Source organism: Micromonospora sp. NPDC050695 (assembly GCF_040654415.1).
In the GTDB taxonomy this organism is placed as follows: Bacteria; Actinomycetota; Actinomycetes; order Mycobacteriales; family Micromonosporaceae; genus Micromonospora.
This window is the reverse complement of record NZ_JBFAHZ010000020.1, coordinates 31,678-47,232: the sequence shown is the minus strand read 5'-3', so window position 1 is coordinate 47,232 and position 15,555 is coordinate 31,678. Positions and strand designations below refer to the sequence as shown.

Sequence of the window (15,555 nt, the reverse complement as noted above, 5' to 3'; positions counted from 1 at the left end):
CCCGCCCGACCCGACCCGAGGAGACCTGATGAACAGGCGCGACATCCTGCGGCGCAGTGCCGCTGCCGGCCTACTGGCCACCCCCGCCGCCGGTCTGCTGACCGGCTGCGCCACCGGCGGTGGCGGCGACAAGAACGATGCCGAGACCTACCAGGGCACCAAGAGTGCCGATAACCCGCTCGGCGTCAAGGAGGACGCCCCGCTCGAGGTGGTGATCTTCGGCGGCGGGTTCGGTGAGGAGTACGCCAAGGCCCACGAGGCCATGTACACCGAGAAGTACCCGAAGGCGAAGATCAAGCACTCCTCCACCCAGGAGATCAGCAAGACCCTCCAGCCGCGCTTCGTCGACGGCACCCCACCGGACGTGGTCAACAACTCCGGCGCCGGCCAGATCGACTTCAACGGCCTGGTCAGCCAGAACGCCATCGCCGGCCTCGACGAACTGCTCGCCGCGCCGAGCCTCGACGTCCCCGGCAAGACCGTCCGCGACACGCTGCTGCCCGGCGCCGTCGAGGTCGGGTCGTACGACGGCAAGTTCCTGGTGCTCAACTACACCTACACCGCGTACGGCATCTGGTACTCCAGCAAGCTCTTCGCCGACCGCGGCTGGACGTACGCCAAGACCTGGGACGAGCACATCGCCCTCTGCAAGCAGATCAAGGCCGCCGGCATCGCCCCGTGGACGTACGCCGGCCTGCACCCGCGCTACATGAGCTGGCCGCTGATCGCCACCGCGATCAAGCTCGGCGGCCCGTCGGTGGCCACCGCCATCGACAACCTGGAGCCGAACGCCTGGAAGTCCGACTCGATGCGGACCGCCGCCGACGCGTGGCACCAGATCGTCAAGGACAAGTACATCCTCGACGGCTCGTCCGGCCTGGACCACAAGCAGTCGCAGACCGCCTGGTGCCAGGGCAAGGCCGCGTTCATCTCCTGCGGCTCCTGGTTGGAGAGCGAGCAGAAGGACGTCACCCCGGCCGGATTCAACATGACCATCGCGCCCACGCCGAGCCTCGGCAGCGGCGACAAACTGCCGTTCGAGGCGATCCGCGGCACCGCCGGCGAGCCGTTCATGGTGCCCGCCAAGGCGCGCAACCTCGCCGGCGGCCTGGAGTACTTCCGCACCATGCTGTCCAAGAAGGGCGCGCAGGACTTCACCCGCAAGGTCGCCAGCCTCACCGTGGTCGCCGGCGCCAGCGAGGGCGTCGAGCTGCCGTACGGGCTGAACACCGTGGTCAAGGCCCTCGACGCGTCCGGCGCCAACGGCTTCAACTGGGTCTACAACAACTACTACCGCAAGCTGGAGCGCAACCTCGTCGACGCCGCGTGCGGCGAGTTCTTCAGCGGCCGCATCGGCCCCGCGGAGTTCCTCGACCAGTGCCAGAAGGGCACCGACTCGATCGCCCAGGACAGCTCGATCAAGAAGTACAAGCGAGCGGCCTGACCCGCCCGGCCGGTGGGGGCGGACCCCACCCCCCACCGGCCGCACCCAACGGAAGAGGTCCGTCTCGTGAGACATGGCAAGTGGCCGCTGATCGTCACGTTCCTGGTGCCGCCGGTCCTGCTGTACGTGTTCTTCGTCGTCTCGCCGTACCTGCAGGCGTTCCAGATCTCCACCACCGACTGGCTCGGCTACTCCGCCGACGCCAACCCGGTCGGCCTGGCGAACTTCACGACCCTGTGGCACGACGACTACGTCTGGAACGCGCTGAAGAACAACGCAATCCTGCTCGCCCTGGTGCCCGTACTGACCATCGTGCTCGGGCTGTTCTTCGCCACCATGCTCGCCATGGGCGGGCGCAAGGGCCGAGCCGGAGTCACCGGGGTACGCGGCGGCGCGCTCTACCGCACCGTGTACTTCTTCCCGCAGGTGCTCTCCGTGGTGATCATCGCGCTGCTCTGGAAGGAGGTCTACCACCCCAACAAGGGGCTGCTCACCAGCGCCGTACACGCCGTCGGCCTGCCCTCACCGACCTGGCTCGGTGACCCGGCGACCGCCTTCTGGTGCGTACTCGCGGTGATGGTGTGGAGCAACGTCGGCTTCTACGTGGTGCTCTTCGGTGCCGCGATGTCGGCCGTACCGAAGGAGATCTACGAGGCGGTGCTGCTCGACGGCGCGTCCCGCTTCACCACCCTGCGCCGGGTCACCCTGCCGCTGCTCTGGGACACCGTCCAGGTCGCCTGGGTCTACCTGGCCATCTTCGCCCTGGACGGGTTCATCCTCGTGCAGCTGATGACCAACGGTGGCCCGAACTTCTCCACCGACGTGATCGGCGTCCGCATGTACGACACCGCCTTCGGCAGCGAGACCAAGTTCGGCTACGCCTCGGCGATCGGCGTGGTGATGTTCTTCCTGACCCTCTCGGTGGCCGTGCTGTCACTGCGGGTCGGCCGGCGCGAACGGATCGAGTACTCGTGACCACACTGGACAACCCCGCCCCCGCCGTGACCCCGCCGACACCGGCCGCCGGCCGGGATCGCCCCGTCCGACGGGACCTCGGCGTCGCCAACGCCCTCTCGCACGGCTTCCTGCTGATCTGGGGCCTGCTCACCGTCCTGCCGCTGCTGTGGATGTTCATCAGCTCGTTCAAGACCAACGGCGAGATCCTGGCCGACCCGTGGGGGCTGCCCGGGGCGCTGCACCTGGACAACTGGGCGCGGGCCTGGACGGGCGCGCACATCGGCCGGTACTTCCTCAACAGCCTTGTCGTGGTCACCGGCTCGGTCAGCCTCACCATGCTGATGGGCGCCACCGCCGCGTACGTGTTCGCCCGGTACGAGTTCCGCGGCCGGCAGTTCGTCTACTACCTGTTCGTGGGCGGACTGATGTTCCCGGTGTTCCTCGCCCTGGTGCCGCTCTTCTTCGTGGTCCGCAACGCCGGCCTGTTCAACACCTGGCTCGGGCTGATCCTGGTGTACGCGGCCTACTCGCTGCCGTTCACGGTGTTCTTCCTGACCGCGTTCTTCCGGACCCTGCCGACCTCGGTGGCAGAAGCCGCGCTGGTCGACGGCTGCGGTCACTTCCGGTTGTTCTTCCGGGTGATGCTGCCGATGGCGCGACCGGGAATGATCAGCGTGGCGATCTTCAACTTCCTCAGCCACTGGAACCAGTTCCTGTTGCCGCAGGTGTTGTTGCAGGGCGACGAGTCCAAGTGGATGCTCGCCCAAGGGCTGTTCGCGCTGTCGGTCAGCCAGGGCTACGCCGGTGACTACGCACGGCTCTTCGCCGGGTTGAGCATCGCGGTGCTGCCGGTGCTCGCGATCTACGTGGCCTTCCAGCGTCAGGTCCAGGCCGGCCTGACCGCCGGCCAGCTCAAGTAGCGCCCCTGCCATCTGACTGATACCGATCACCACACCCGCACCCTCGATCGGTCCCGATCCTCAACCCTCCCACGCCGGCCTTGACCGGCCTGGCCCGTCCTCGACCTGGCCCCGACCGCTGCCCGGCTTCGACCCCGGCCCGACCCGGCCTCGACTCCGGTCCGACCCCGACCTGGCCCCGACCGCTGCCCGGCTTCGACCCCGGCCCGGCCTCGACTCCGGCCCGACCCGGCCTCGACTCCGGCCCGACCTGGCCCCGACCCCGGCCGCCGCCGGCCCGCCGCCGGCCCGCCGCCGGCCCGCCGCCGGCCCGCCGCCGGCCCGCCGCTGGCCTGCCGCTGGCCCGCCCAAGATCCGCGCAACTTCGGTGAAACTGCTGCCTCGGCGCGTGCTGAGGCAGCAGTTTCGGGGATGTTGCGCGGACCTTGGCCCTGCTGCGATGGGTTGGAGCGGTTCCGGCGCTCTGGGGCGCGTCGAGGCGGGTGTGGAGCGGCGGCCAGCGCCTTGATCGTGCTCGATCCCGGATGTAGTCCCCTTGCCGCGGCGTGAGGCCACTACATCCTGGTTCGAGCACGATCATGACCTGGCGCGGCGCGGCGCGGCCTGGCGCGGCCTGGCGCGGCCCGGCCTGGCCTGGACCGGGGTGCGGGGCGGTGGGTTACGGGGTGGGGAAGAGGTGGGCGTGTAGGGCGCTCGGGTCGGTTACCTCGGGCAGGTCGCGGGCGGCGAGCCAGGCTGCGGCGGCGGCCCCGTCGCCGGCGGTGCGCAGGGGTGCGTCCGGCCAGCGGCGGCCGAGCTCGGCGCGGACGGCGGTGGCCAGCAGGGTGTCGGCGGTGAGCAGGCCGCCGCCGAGGACGACAGGTGTCTGCGCGCCGGTCGGGCGGATGCGGCCCACGCTCTCGGCCAGGTGGGCGGCGGCCTCGGTGATCAGGGCGGTGGCGACCGGCTCGCCGTCGGTCGCCGCGGTGACCACCAGCGGCGCGAGCCGGGCCAGCTCGATCGGGGGTTGGCGGGTGACCGCCTGGACGGTGGCGTCGACGGTGTCGCGGGGGCGCGGGGCGATGTCGGCGCTGCCCACCAGTTCGGTGAGGATCGCCGTGCCCAGTGTGCCCGGGGTGTGGCCGGCGTCGAGGTCGGCCAGGAGTCGGCGCACCGCCTCGCGGCCCAGCCAGAAGCCCGATCCGGTGTCGCCGAGCAGCCAGCCGTGACCGTCGGCGACGCGGTCCAGCCGCAGGTCGCGTACCTGCGCGGTGATCGCCCCGGTGCCGGCGATGAGGATCGTGCCGTCGGGGGCGGCGGTGCCGGAGGCGTACGCGACGAGGGCGTCGCCGTGCACGGCGTACGGGCAGCGTAGGCCGCCGTCGTGCCAGGCCCGGTCGAAGGCGGCGCGCCCGGCGGGGTCGGCGAGCAGTCGGGCGGCTCCGGCGAGTCCGATGGTGCCGGCGGCCACCCGGGCCGGGTCGACGTCGGCGAGTGCGCCGCGGAGCGCGCTCAGCAGTTCGGCGGCGGCCCGTTCGGCGCCGTGGCTGGTGGGGTTGCCACCGCCGGCGCGACCGGTGCCGAGGCGTTCACCGGAGAGGGTCAGGGCGGTCGCCCGGGTGGACGTACCCCCGACGTCGAGACCGACCACGACGGTGTCGGACATCGGCACGGGCCTCCTTGCGCTGCGCGGCTGTGGGCCTGTTCATGCTGGTCGGCGCGCTCGCGAAGGGCAAATTCTGGCGGCTCCGACGTGCTGTGCGACAGGTAACAGTTTGAAAACTTCGCCCACAGTCTTGACACGGAGGGCCGTTCAGTAAGAACTTTTACCACTAACAGTTAACAGTCTTTTCGGAAAGGCGAGGCGACTCATGGTTGATCACGAGGTGGACACCGCTGCGGGGACCGCGGTGGTCGACGCCGATGTGACCGACCGAAGGACCTCCGCCTCCGACGGGGTGCTGGCCCGCGTCCGCAACGGTCTCGGCGAGCTGACCGGCGCCCTGCGCCGGGTCGCCGAGCACGTGCTCAGCGACCCGGAGGCCGCCGCCCGCTCCACCATCGTCGAGCTGGCTGAGCGCAGCGGCACCTCACCGGCGACCATCACCCGGTTCTGCCGGGCGATGGGCTTCGAGGGGTACGCCGACCTGCGGCTGGGCATCGCCGCCGAGACCGGCCGGGCCCGCTCGGCCGGCTGGACCGTCGACATCGGACGGGAGATCCAGCCGGGCGACCCGCTCGCCCGGGTGCTCGACCAGATCATGGCCGCCGACACCCGGGCCATGCACGACACCGCAGCCCTGCTCGACCTCGCCGAGGTGGAACGGGCCGCCGTGGCGATCGCCGGCGCCACCCGGGTCAACATCTTCGGTGCCAGCGGCAGCGCGCTGGTCGGCGAGGAGATGCAGTTCAGCCTGCACCGCATCGGGGTGGCCGCGTGGGCCTGGAACGACATCCACGAGGGGCTCGCCAGCGCGGCGCTGCTGCGCACCGGTGACGTGGCGCTCGGCATCTCACACACCGGGCAGACCCGGGAGACGATCGAGATGCTGGCCGAGGCCGGCAGCCGCGGCGCCACCACGATCGCGCTCACCGGCTTTCCCCGCTCGCCGTTGGCCGAGCTGGCCGACATCGTGCTGGTCACCGCCAGCCAGGCGACCACCTTCCGGCCGGACGCGCTCTCCGCCCGGCACCCCCAGCTGGTGGTGCTCGACCTGCTCTACATCGCCGTCGCCCAGCGCACCCACGACCGCGCCCACGCGGCCTTCCGGCGTACCGCGCAGGCCGTCGACGGGCACAAGGCCGCGAAGGGAGCCCTCTCATGATCAGCGCCCAGGGGTACGCGGACGCGGTCCGCCCCGTGCTCGACCGGCTGCTCGACTCCGAGGCCGACGGGATCACCCGCGCCGCCGACCTGATCGCCACCAGCCTGCGCGCCGGCGGTGTGCTCCAGGCGTTCGGCGCCGGGCACTCCGAGGCGTTCGCCGCCGAACTGGTCGCCCGCGCCGGTGGGCTGGTCCCCACCAACCGGCTCTCGGTCCGGGACCTGGTGGTGCACGGCGACGCCCCGCGCGACGTGCTCGCCGACCCCAAGCTGGAACGCGACCCCTCCATCGCCCACCAGATCTACGCGCTCGCGGCGCCCCAGCCGCGCGACGTGTTCGTGGTGGCGTCCCAATCCGGCATCAACGGCTCGGTGGTCGAGCTGGCGGCGCTGGTCACCGAGCGCGGTCACCCGTTGATCGCGGTCACCTCGGTCGAGCACACCGCGCGGGTGGCGCCACGGCACCCGTCCGGTCAACGGCTCGCCGACCTCGCCGACGTCGTGCTGGACAACGGCGCGCCGTACGGCGACGCACTGCTGCCGCTCGAGGGCGGCGGCGCGGTCTGTGCGGTCTCCTCGGTCACCACGGCGCTGCTGGCGCAGTTGCTGACCGCGGAGGTCGTACGACGGTTCCACCAGGCCGGAGAGGTGCCCCCTATCTACCTCTCCGCCAACGTCCCCGGCGGGGACGAGCACAACATCGCCCTCGAGTCGCGGTACGCCGGGCGTCTCCGGCGCACCGCCTGACCCGACATTCCACAAGGAGAGACGACGATGTCGATTACCCCCGAACACCCCGCCGCACTCGACCGTCGCACGGTGCTGCGTCGCGCCGCCGCCGTGGGCATGCTCGCCACTCCGGCCATCGGACTGCTCAGCGCCTGCGCCACCAGCGGCGGCGACAACGACAACGAACAGGCCGCCGGCGGCACCAAGAGCGAGAAGAACCCGCTGGGCGTCAAGGAGGACGCCCCGATCGAGGTGGTCATCTTCAACGGCGGCTACGGCGAGAAGTACGCCACCGACGTGCACGAGCCGCTCTACAAGAAGGCGTTCCCCAAGGCGGAGATCAAGCACCAGTCCACCCAGGCCGTCTCCACCGTGCTCCAGCCGCGGTTCGCGTCCGGCAACCCGCCGGAGTTCGTGAACAACTCGGGCGAGAAGTTCCTCGACTTCGGTGCGCTCGTCAACGACGGTCAGCTGCAGGATCTCACCGAGCTGTGGGATGCGCCGTCGGTCGACGACCCGAGCACGAAGGTCCGCGACACCATCATCCCGGGCGTGGTCGAGCAGGGCATGTTCAGTACCGCCGACGGGCAGCGCAAGCCGTTCGTCCTGTACTACGTCTCGACGGTGTACGGCATCTGGTACTCCGGCAAGCTGTTCAAGGACAACGGCTGGACCGCGCCCACGACCTTCGACCAGTTCAAGGCGCTCTGCGAGCAGATCAAGGCCAAGGGCATCACCCCGTACGGCTACGCCGGGGCGAACGCGGCCTACTACCAGTGGAACGTGATCCTCACCCAGGCCGCGAAGATCGGCGGCCCGGACGTCCTGAAGAACATCGACAACCTGGAGGACGGCGCCTGGAAGCAGGACGCTGTCAAGCAGGCCGCGGCGGCGTGGGCCGAGATCGGCGCGAAGTACTCGGACAAGAGCTTCGAGGGGCTCAAGCACACCGACGTGCAGCTGCGGCAGAACCAGGGCAAGGTCGCTTTCTACCCGTCCGGCGACTGGCTGGAGAACGAGCAGAAGAAGGACACGCCGGCGGGGTTCACCTATCAGCTCATGCCGGTGCCCAGCCTGACCGCGTCGGACAAGCTGCCGGCGACCGCTATCCGGGCGGCCGGTGGCGAGGGATACTTCGTCTCGTCGAAGAGCAAGAACCCGCGTGGCGGCCTGGAGTACATGCGCCAGATGCTGTCGAAGGCGGGCGCCCGGGGCTTCACCGAGACCGTCGGTGCCGCCACGGTCGTGCCGGCCGGCAGCGAGGGCTTCCAGTTCCCGCCGGGTGTGGCCAGCGCGCAAGCGGCGCTGAAGGCAGCCGGCAAGGACGTGTTCAACATGCTCTTCGACAACTGGTACAAGGAGCTCGACACGGAGGCGCGCACCGCCACCAACGAGCTGATGTTCGGCCGGATCAACGCGGACGCCTTCGTGGAGCGGATCCAGAAGCGCGCCGACGCGATCAAGAAGGACAGCTCCGTCACCAAGTTCAAGCGCTGATCGATCGGAGCGTAGAGGTCATGCGGCACGGCAAGTATCCATTCGTGATCGGGTTCCTGTTCGCCCCGGTCACGCTGTACGTGGTCTTCGTGATCGCGCCGTACGCGCAGGCGTTCCAGATCTCGATGACCAACTGGCGGGGGCTGTCCGCTCCCCAGTGGGTGGGCTTCGACAACTACCGGAGGCTGCTCGACGACGGCAGCTTCCTGAAGGCGGTCCAGCACCACGCCGTACTGCTGCTTGCCCTGCCGCTGATCACCATCGCCATCGCGCTGTTCTTCGCCTTCCTGCTGAACGTGGGCGGCAAGAGCAGCGGGGGGCAGCGCCAGGGGGTCTGGGGGGCGAAGTTCTACCGGGTGGTGTTCTTCTTCCCCCAGGTCCTGGCGGTGGCGATCATCGCGGTGCTGTTCCAGATGGTGTACCGGCCGAACGAGTCCGGCCTGATCAACGGCGTGCTGATGAAGCTCGGCCTGGATCCGATCCTCTTCCTGGTCCGCCCGAACCTGGCCCTGTGGTCGATCATCGCGGTGCTGGTCTGGCAGGCGGTCGGCTTCTACGTGGTGCTCTTCTCGGCGGGGATGGCCTCCATTCCCGGTGAGATCTACGAGGCCGCCGAGATGGACGGGGCGAGCAAGGTGACCCTGTTCTTCCGGGTCACCCTGCCGCTGCTGTGGGACACCCTCCAGGTGGCCTGGGTGTACCTCGGCATCGCGGCGTTCGACGCGTTCGCCATCGTCGCGGTGCTCTCGGTGGACGGTGGCGGCCCGGACGGCGCCACCACCGTGCTGGCCATGGAGATCTACCGCAACGCGTTCGTCTACTCGAAGTACGGCTACGCCTCGGCGATGGGTGTGGCGCTGTTCTTCCTCACCATCACGTTCGCGGCGCTGACGCTGCGGCTCACCAAGCGGGAAAGCGTGGAGTACTGATGAACCCGCAGTCGACGCTGCCGCCCACACCGGCGGCGCTACCGCCGAAGACCGGCGACCCGGACGCGAACGCCCGGCGGGGGCGCAAGGGCCCCCGTTCGGAGGTACGGCTCCTCGCCGGCCTGGGGCACGTCGCGCTCGCCGTGTGGGCGGTCATCGTGATCGTGCCGATCCTCTGGACGTTCCTCGCCGCGTTCAAGAACACCTCCGAGATCTTCAGCAGCCCGTGGACGTTGCCGGCGGAGCTGCGGTGGGAGAACTTCGGGCGGGCCTGGACCAAGGCGAACGTCGGCCGGTACTTCCTGAACAGCGTGATCGTGGTGTCGTGCAGCACGTTCGGCACCATGCTGCTCGGCTCGATGGCCGCGTACGTGCTGGCCCGCTACAAGTTCTGGGGCAACCGGGCGATCTACTACCTGTTCGTCTCCGGGTTGGCGTTCCCGGTCTTCCTGGCCCTGGTGCCGCTCTTCTTCGTGGTGAAGAACCTGGGCCTGCTGGACACCCACACCGGTGTGGTGCTGGTCTACATCGCGTACTCGTTGCCGTTCACGGTGTTCTTCCTGGCGGCGTTCTTCAAGACGCTGCCGACGTCGGTGGCCGAGGCGGGGATGATCGACGGCTGTGGGCACACCCGGCTGTTCTTCCAGGTGATGATGCCGATGGCGAAGCCGGGCCTGATCAGCGTCGCGATCTTCAACATCATCGGTCAGTGGGCGCAGTACCAGCTGCCGCTGGTGCTGCTCTCCAACGCCAAGGACAAGTGGGTGCTCACCCAGGGCATCGCCGACATCTCGGTCAACGCCGGCTACGAGGCCGACTGGTCCGGGTTGTTCGCGGCGCTGACCATCGCCATCCTCCCGATGATCATCGTGTACGCGGTGTTCCAACGCCAGATCCAGGCCGGCCTCACCTCCGGCGCCGTGAAGTAGCCCGTCACCGCTCGTCGGCCTGGCCGTGCCAGGAGTGCCAGAGCGCCGCGTACGCCCCGTCGGCAGCCACGAGGTCATCGTGGCTGCCGATCTCGGTGATCCGGCCGTCGGCCAGCACGGCGACCCGGTCGGCGTCGTGCGCGGTGTTGAGCCGGTGCGCGATCGCGATGACGGTACGACCGACCAGCACGGCCGCCAGGGCCCGCTCGGTACGCCGGGCGGTGCTCGGGTCGAGCGCGGCGGTCGCCTCGTCGAGGATCAGGGTGTGCGGGTCGGCGAGCACCAGCCGTGCGAGGGCCAGCTGCTGCGCCTCGGCGGCGCCGAGTTGCCGGGCGCCGTCGCCGAGAGCGGTGTCCAGACCGTCGGGCAGTTCGGCGTACCAGTCGGCGCCCACGGTGGCCAGCGCGGCGCGCATCTGCTCGTCTGTGGCGTCCGGTGCGGCGAACGACAGGTTGTCACGGACCGTACCGATGAAGACGTGGTGCTCCTGGGTGACCAGGGCGATCCGGCGGCGACGTTCGGCGGGGTCGAGGTCGGTGACCGGGCGACCGCCGATGCTGACGACGCCGCGGCGAGGAGCGTCGATCCCGGCCAGCAGCCGGGCCAGGGTCGACTTGCCGGCGCCCGACGGGCCGACCACGGCCAGCCGCTCACCGGGCTGCACCTCCAGGTCGATGCCGTGCAGCACGTCGTGCCCGCCGGCGTAGGAGAACCGCGCCCCGCGCACGACGAGCCGCTGGCCGCGGGAGGGGGCCGTGGTGCCGGGCGGCTCCGGCGGAACCAGGCCGACGCCCAGCACCCGGGCGAACGACGCGAAGCCGCGCTGCGCCTGCTCGGTCCACTGGAGCAACCGGTCCAGCGGTTCGATGGCCTGTTGCAGGTAGAGCGCGGCGGCGACGACCGCGCCGAGCGAGACCATGTCCCGGGAGAGCAGGTAGCCGCCAACGAGCAGGACCATGGCGACCGGCAGCGGATAGCTGGCCTCCACCACCGAGAAGAACACGGTACGCAGCGCGAGGGTCGCCCTCCGGGCCTGCCACACCCGGGTGACGCGGGTGGTGCCGTGCCGGACCCGCTCGTCGGTCAACCGCAGCGCCTCCACCGTGCGGGCGCCCTCGGCGGTGGTGGTCAACGTCTCGGTCAGCTCGGCCGACTCCGCGCCCTCACGGAGGTACGCGGAACTGGCCCGGCGCAGGTACCACCGGGTCACCGCCACGATCGACGGCAGCCCGGCCAGCGCCGCGAGCCCGAGCAGCGGATGCAGCAGGAACACCGCCCCGAACAGCAACGTCAACTGCACCGTGGCGATGACGATGGTGGGCACCACGTCACGGACGGTGGTGCCGACCGTCGCCACGTCGACCGAGCTACGGGTCGCCAGGTCGCCGGAGCCGGCGCGCTCGACGACCGAGACCGGCAGCCCGAGCGTTCGGGTGACGAACTGCTCGCGCAGCTCGGCGACGGCCCGTTCACCGAAGCGGTGGCCGGCGTACTGGGCGAACCGGGAGAGCAACGCGCTGGCCAGGACGCAGCCGGCGATGGCCAGCGCCAGCCGGTCCACCGTGGCCACCGTGGCACCGGCGGTGACCCGGTCGACGATGGTGCCCAGCAACCAGGGCGGGGCGAGCCCGGCGAGCGCGGCGGCGCCGTGCAGCACCAGCACGACGCCGACGGCCCGGCGATGCCGGCTGATCATGTCCCGCAGGGCGCGCCGTACGGTGCCGCGGTCCGCGACCGGTAGCCGGTTCACCGGTACGCCTCCTCGGCGTCGGCGGGCCGCCCCGCGCCGGGATCGTCGCTGCCCCGGGCCACCAGGTGCCGGTAGCCCGAATCCTGGTCGAGCAGGTCGGCGTGGGTGCCGGTGGCGGTGATCCGGCCCGCGCTCAGGTGCGCGACCTCGTCGGCGCGGCCGAGCAGCAGCGGCGACGTGGCGAGCACCACGGTCGTCCGCCCGGCCCGTGCGGCCCGCAGCCGTTCGGCGATCCGCGCCTCGGTGTGCGCGTCCACCGCCGACGTCGGGTCGACGAGGATCAGCACCTCCGGCTCGACGAGGAGCGCCCGGGCCAGGCGTACCCGTTGGCGCTGACCACCGGAGAGCGTCCGGGCCCGGGCGTCCAGCGCGGTGTCCAGCCCGTCCGGCAGGGCGTCGACGATGTCCTGGGCCGAGGCGGTCCGGAGGGCGGCGCGGATCTGCTCGTCGTCGGTACCGGGGCGCAGGATGTCGCGCAGCGTCCCGGCGAAGAGGTACGAGTCGTGGTCGGCGACCAGGATCCGGGCGCGGACCTCGTCCAGGGCGACCCCGGTCAGCGGTACGCCGCCCCAGGTGGTGTCGCTGACCACGTACCGGCCGAGCCGGTCGGCCAGCGCCTCGGCCGCCGCCGGGTCGTCGACGGCCACGCCGGTCAGCCGGCCGGCGCGTACGGTCAGCCCGGTCACCGGGTCGTGCAGGTCGGCGGGACCGGTCGGAGCGGCCACGGCGTGCGGGTGGCGTGCGTCGGGGACGCCCCCGGGCCAGCGCCGCCCCGGCCCGCCGACGTCGTCCGGGCCGAGCCTGAGCAGGTCGGCGATCCGTCGGGCGGCGACCCGACCCCGGATCAGCTGGTGACTGCCCTCCAGCAGGAACCAGACCGGCACGATCAGGGTGGCCACGTAGCCGTAGACGGCGACCAGTTCACCGATCGTGACGTCACCGGCCACCGCCATCCGGGCCGTCAACCACACCACCGCCGCCAGGAACAGGCCGGGGATGGCGACGGTCGCCGCGTCGATCCAGCTGACGACCGCGCCGACCCGGTACCCCTCGGCGCGCAAATCCTGCGATCTGGCCGCGTACCGGCGGGCGAAGAGATCCCGGCCGCCCACCCCGGCGAGCACCCGCAGGCCAGCCACGATGTCGCCGGATCGGGCGGTGAGCGCGCCCTGCTGCCTGCGGTAGACCGATTCGGCGCGCTCCAGGCGGCGCAGCAGCGGCCCGACGACCAGCCCGACCGCCGGCACCCCGAGCAGCACGCAGAGCGCGAGCACCGGCGAGATCGACCAGAGCACCACGGCGATGACCGCGTACGCGACGACCGCGCCGACCCCCGGGCCGGTCAGGGTCAGCACCTGCGCCGACCAGTCGATGTCGGAGCCGCCGACGGTGGACACCTCGCCGGCGGCGGAGCGGCGCGGCAACGTCGCACCGACCCGGGACAGCTGGCGCAGCAGGACCTCCGCCGAGCGGGCCTTGGCGTCCTCCCGGATGAAGGTCATCGTGCGGTGCCGCATGATGCCCAGGTAGGACAGCGCCACCCCGGCCACGATGATCGCCGCGACCCAGAGCGCCAGGGCGCGGGTGTCGCGGGCGCGCAACCCGTCGTCGACGGCGCGATAGATCAGGTAGGGCCGTGCCGACAGCCCGACCATCCAGGCCGTCCCGAGCAGGCTGCCGCGCAGCACCCGCCAGGGCTGGCGGCGGACCAGCCACCACAGGTACCGCATCGGACCGCGCGTGTCGGGAGTGCCGGGCTCGGAATGCGGGATCTGCGGAGGCACCCGACCACGCTACCGAGCGCCCGGCCGACCCACCGACCCGTTTACCTGTCGCACGGGGAAGGCAGAATCACATTCGTGCTGGTGGCGGTGGTGGCAGACGAGCGGGGCGGGGGAGACCTGCGTCCGCTCGACGCCGCCGGCCGGCCGGCCGGCCCGATCGAGACCGTCAGCGACCTCGCGGCGGCGATGGCCGCACGGGAGGCCGCCGAGCATCCGCGATGGGTCTGGGCCGGCGCGGGCGCGATCTATCCGGCGCTGCTGCGCGCCGGCGTGCGCGTCGAGCGGTGCCACGACGTGGAGCTGACCGAGGCGCTGTTGCTCGGGCACGCCGGCCGCTGGGGCGAGCCCCGCTCGCTGGCCGCCGCCTGGGCCCGACTGACCGGCGGGCCGGTGCCGGCCGACCCGCCGCCGCGCGCCGCCGCGCCCCCCGGGCACGGCCAGGCCGCGCTCTTCGACACGCTGCCCGGCCCGCCGGGCCCGGGCATCGAGGCACTGACCCAGGTGTACGCCGACCAGCTCGCCCGGGTCGCCACCACCGAGCACCCGGGCCGGTTCCGGTTGCTGGTGGCCGCCGAGTCGGCCGGCGCGCTGATCGCGGTGGAGATGGGCGTCGCCGGGCTGCCCTGGCGGGCCGAGGTGCACGACGCGATCCTCGCCGAGCTGCTGGGTGAGCCGTCCCCGGTGGGCGGCCCGCCGCGGCGGTTGGCCGACCTGGCCGGCCGGATCGCCGACGCGTTCGGCGTACGCCACCTGCACACCGACTCCCCGGCGGAGCTGCTGAGGGCGTTCGCCCGGGTCGGGGTGGAGCTGCCCAACACCCGCGCCTGGGTCCTGCGCGGCGTGGACCACCCGGCGGTGCCGCTGGTGCTGGAATACAAGGAGCTCTACCGGATCTGGACGGCACACGGCTGGTCCTGGCTTGAGCAGTGGGTGCGCGACGGGCGGTTCCAGCCGGAGTACGTGCCGGGTGGGGTGGTGTCCGGCCGCTGGGCCACCCGGGGCGGCGGGGCGTTGCAGATCCCGAAGGTGATCCGCCGCGCGGTGGTGGCCGATCCGGGCTGGCGGCTGGTGGTGGCCGACGCCGGCCAGTTGGAGCCGCGCGTGCTGGCGGCGGTCTCCGGTGACGCCCGGTTGGCGGCGGCCGGTGGTGCCGGCGATCTCTACGCCGCGCTCGCCCGGGACTCCTTCGGTGGTGACCGGGCCCGGGCCAAGGTGGCGCTGCTGGGTGCCATGTACGGGCAGACCGGCGGGGCGGCGGTGCCGGCGTTGGCGGTGCTGAAGCGCAGCTACCCGACGGCGTTCGGTTTCGTCGAGGCGGCGGCACGTACCGGCGAGGCGGGTGGGCTGGTGCGTTCCTGGCTGGGGCGGACGTGCCCGCCGGGGACGGCCGGGTTCGGTGATCTCGACGACGCGTCGGTCGATCCGGACGGGGCGGTCGATCCGCAGGGTCCGCGGGCGCGGGCCGCCCGGTCGAGGGGCCGGTTCACCCGCAACTTCGTCATCCAGGCCACGGCCGCGGAGTGGGCGTCGACGTTGCTGGCGACACTACGGACGGAGCTGTCCGGCAGCGAGGCCGAGCTGGTCTTCTTCCAGCACGACGAGGTGGTCGTGCACGCCCCGGCGGGCGAGGCCGAGGCCGTCGCCGAGGCCGTCAACCGGGCGGGGGAGCGGGCGTCGGCGTTGCTCTTCGGTGCGACGCCGGTCCGTTTCCCGCTGGATCTGTCCATCGTCGACTGCTACGCCGACGCGGCCTGACCGGCGGTGCCGTCTCGCCGGTGATCGACCTGAGGTCGCCGGGATGTGTAACGGTTGC

At 71.6% G+C, this 15,555-nt stretch carries 12 protein-coding genes; 9 read left to right on the top strand and 3 right to left on the bottom strand.

Annotated elements, in window-relative coordinates:
• Positions 1-28: 28 nt before the first annotated feature.
• The 3 genes from ngcE (AB0H52_RS17520) to AB0H52_RS17510 all read left to right on the top strand — a co-directional run bounded on the left by ngcE (AB0H52_RS17520) (position 29) and on the right by AB0H52_RS17510 (position 3,321).
• Entirely contained in the window at positions 29-1,444 is a 1,416-nt protein-coding gene (ngcE, locus tag AB0H52_RS17520) for an N-acetylglucosamine/diacetylchitobiose ABC transporter substrate-binding protein (RefSeq protein WP_357948509.1), read from the top strand.
• A 66-nt stretch (positions 1,445-1,510) separates the two neighbouring features.
• Positions 1,511-2,419 (top strand): sugar ABC transporter permease, encoded by a 909-nt coding sequence (locus tag AB0H52_RS17515; protein ID WP_151491668.1) that lies wholly within the window; start codon positions 1,511-1,513, stop codon positions 2,417-2,419.
• Entirely contained in the window at positions 2,416-3,321 is a 906-nt protein-coding gene (locus tag AB0H52_RS17510) for a carbohydrate ABC transporter permease (RefSeq protein ID WP_192580394.1), read from the top strand. The genes AB0H52_RS17515 and AB0H52_RS17510 overlap by 4 nt, the downstream gene beginning before the upstream one ends.
• Positions 3,322-3,979: 658 nt before the next feature.
• Here the strand turns inward: AB0H52_RS17510 and AB0H52_RS17505 are convergent.
• Positions 3,980-4,966 carry a BadF/BadG/BcrA/BcrD ATPase family protein gene (locus AB0H52_RS17505; RefSeq protein ID WP_357948506.1) on the bottom strand — a complete coding sequence of 329 codons (987 nt, stop codon included), beginning with the start codon at positions 4,964-4,966 and terminating at the stop codon, positions 3,980-3,982.
• A gap of 205 nt (positions 4,967-5,171) precedes the next feature.
• Between AB0H52_RS17505 and AB0H52_RS17500 the strand changes: the two genes are divergently transcribed.
• From AB0H52_RS17500 to AB0H52_RS17480, 5 genes are read left to right on the top strand one after another with little or no spacing between them, the layout of a single operon-like run.
• Complete coding sequence (locus AB0H52_RS17500; RefSeq protein WP_151491670.1) at positions 5,172-6,125, top strand: MurR/RpiR family transcriptional regulator; 954 nt, start codon at positions 5,172-5,174, stop codon at positions 6,123-6,125.
• On the top strand, positions 6,122-6,871 hold the full coding sequence (locus AB0H52_RS17495) for an SIS domain-containing protein (RefSeq protein WP_151491671.1): 750 nt from the start codon (positions 6,122-6,124) through the stop codon (positions 6,869-6,871). The genes AB0H52_RS17500 and AB0H52_RS17495 overlap by 4 nt, the downstream gene beginning before the upstream one ends.
• Positions 6,872-6,898: 27 nt before the next feature.
• A complete protein-coding gene (gene ngcE, locus AB0H52_RS17490; RefSeq protein ID WP_151491672.1) occupies positions 6,899-8,350 on the top strand; it encodes an N-acetylglucosamine/diacetylchitobiose ABC transporter substrate-binding protein in 1,452 nt (483 codons plus the stop codon).
• Positions 8,351-8,370: 20 nt separating this feature from the next.
• Positions 8,371-9,279, top strand: a complete 909-nt coding sequence (locus AB0H52_RS17485) for a sugar ABC transporter permease (RefSeq protein WP_278121983.1) — start codon at positions 8,371-8,373, stop codon at positions 9,277-9,279.
• Positions 9,279-10,208, top strand: a complete 930-nt coding sequence (locus AB0H52_RS17480; RefSeq protein ID WP_151492855.1) for a carbohydrate ABC transporter permease — start codon at positions 9,279-9,281, stop codon at positions 10,206-10,208. Before AB0H52_RS17485 ends, AB0H52_RS17480 begins: the two co-directional genes overlap by 1 nt.
• Positions 10,209-10,212: 4 nt before the next feature.
• On the opposite strand, the gene AB0H52_RS17475 is transcribed toward AB0H52_RS17480, so the two are convergent.
• Both AB0H52_RS17475 and AB0H52_RS17470 read right to left on the bottom strand, forming a co-directional pair.
• Positions 10,213-11,904, bottom strand: coding sequence for an ABC transporter ATP-binding protein (locus AB0H52_RS17475; protein ID WP_357948573.1), 1,692 nt, complete (start codon positions 11,902-11,904; stop codon positions 10,213-10,215).
• 50 nt (positions 11,905-11,954) lie between these two features.
• Positions 11,955-13,688, bottom strand: a complete 1,734-nt coding sequence (locus tag AB0H52_RS17470) for an ABC transporter ATP-binding protein (RefSeq protein ID WP_357948501.1) — start codon at positions 13,686-13,688, stop codon at positions 11,955-11,957.
• 99 nt (positions 13,689-13,787) lie between these two features.
• Here AB0H52_RS17470 and AB0H52_RS17465 point away from each other — a divergent pair, with 99 nt between their 5' ends.
• Positions 13,788-15,497 (top strand): bifunctional 3'-5' exonuclease/DNA polymerase, encoded by a 1,710-nt coding sequence (locus tag AB0H52_RS17465; protein WP_151492858.1) that lies wholly within the window; start codon positions 13,788-13,790, stop codon positions 15,495-15,497.
• The last annotated feature ends 58 nt before the right edge of the window (positions 15,498-15,555 follow it).

Excerpts from the sequence above, each read along its gene's own strand:
- ngcE (WP_357948509.1), top strand. The coding sequence starts at position 29 with ATGAACAGGCGCGACATCCTGCGGCGCAGTGCCGCTGCCGGCCTACTG.
- AB0H52_RS17505 (WP_357948506.1), bottom strand. The coding sequence starts at position 4,966 with ATGTCCGACACCGTCGTGGTCGGTCTCGACGTCGGGGGTACGTCCACC.
- AB0H52_RS17500 (WP_151491670.1), top strand. The coding sequence starts at position 5,172 with ATGGTTGATCACGAGGTGGACACCGCTGCGGGGACCGCGGTGGTCGAC.
- AB0H52_RS17495 (WP_151491671.1), top strand. The coding sequence starts at position 6,122 with ATGATCAGCGCCCAGGGGTACGCGGACGCGGTCCGCCCCGTGCTCGAC.
- ngcE (WP_151491672.1), top strand. The coding sequence starts at position 6,899 with ATGTCGATTACCCCCGAACACCCCGCCGCACTCGACCGTCGCACGGTG.
- AB0H52_RS17485 (WP_278121983.1), top strand. The coding sequence starts at position 8,371 with ATGCGGCACGGCAAGTATCCATTCGTGATCGGGTTCCTGTTCGCCCCG.
- AB0H52_RS17480 (WP_151492855.1), top strand. The coding sequence starts at position 9,279 with ATGAACCCGCAGTCGACGCTGCCGCCCACACCGGCGGCGCTACCGCCG.
- AB0H52_RS17475 (WP_357948573.1), bottom strand. The coding sequence starts at position 11,904 with ATGATCAGCCGGCATCGCCGGGCCGTCGGCGTCGTGCTGGTGCTGCAC.
- AB0H52_RS17470 (WP_357948501.1), bottom strand. The coding sequence starts at position 13,688 with ATGCGGTACCTGTGGTGGCTGGTCCGCCGCCAGCCCTGGCGGGTGCTG.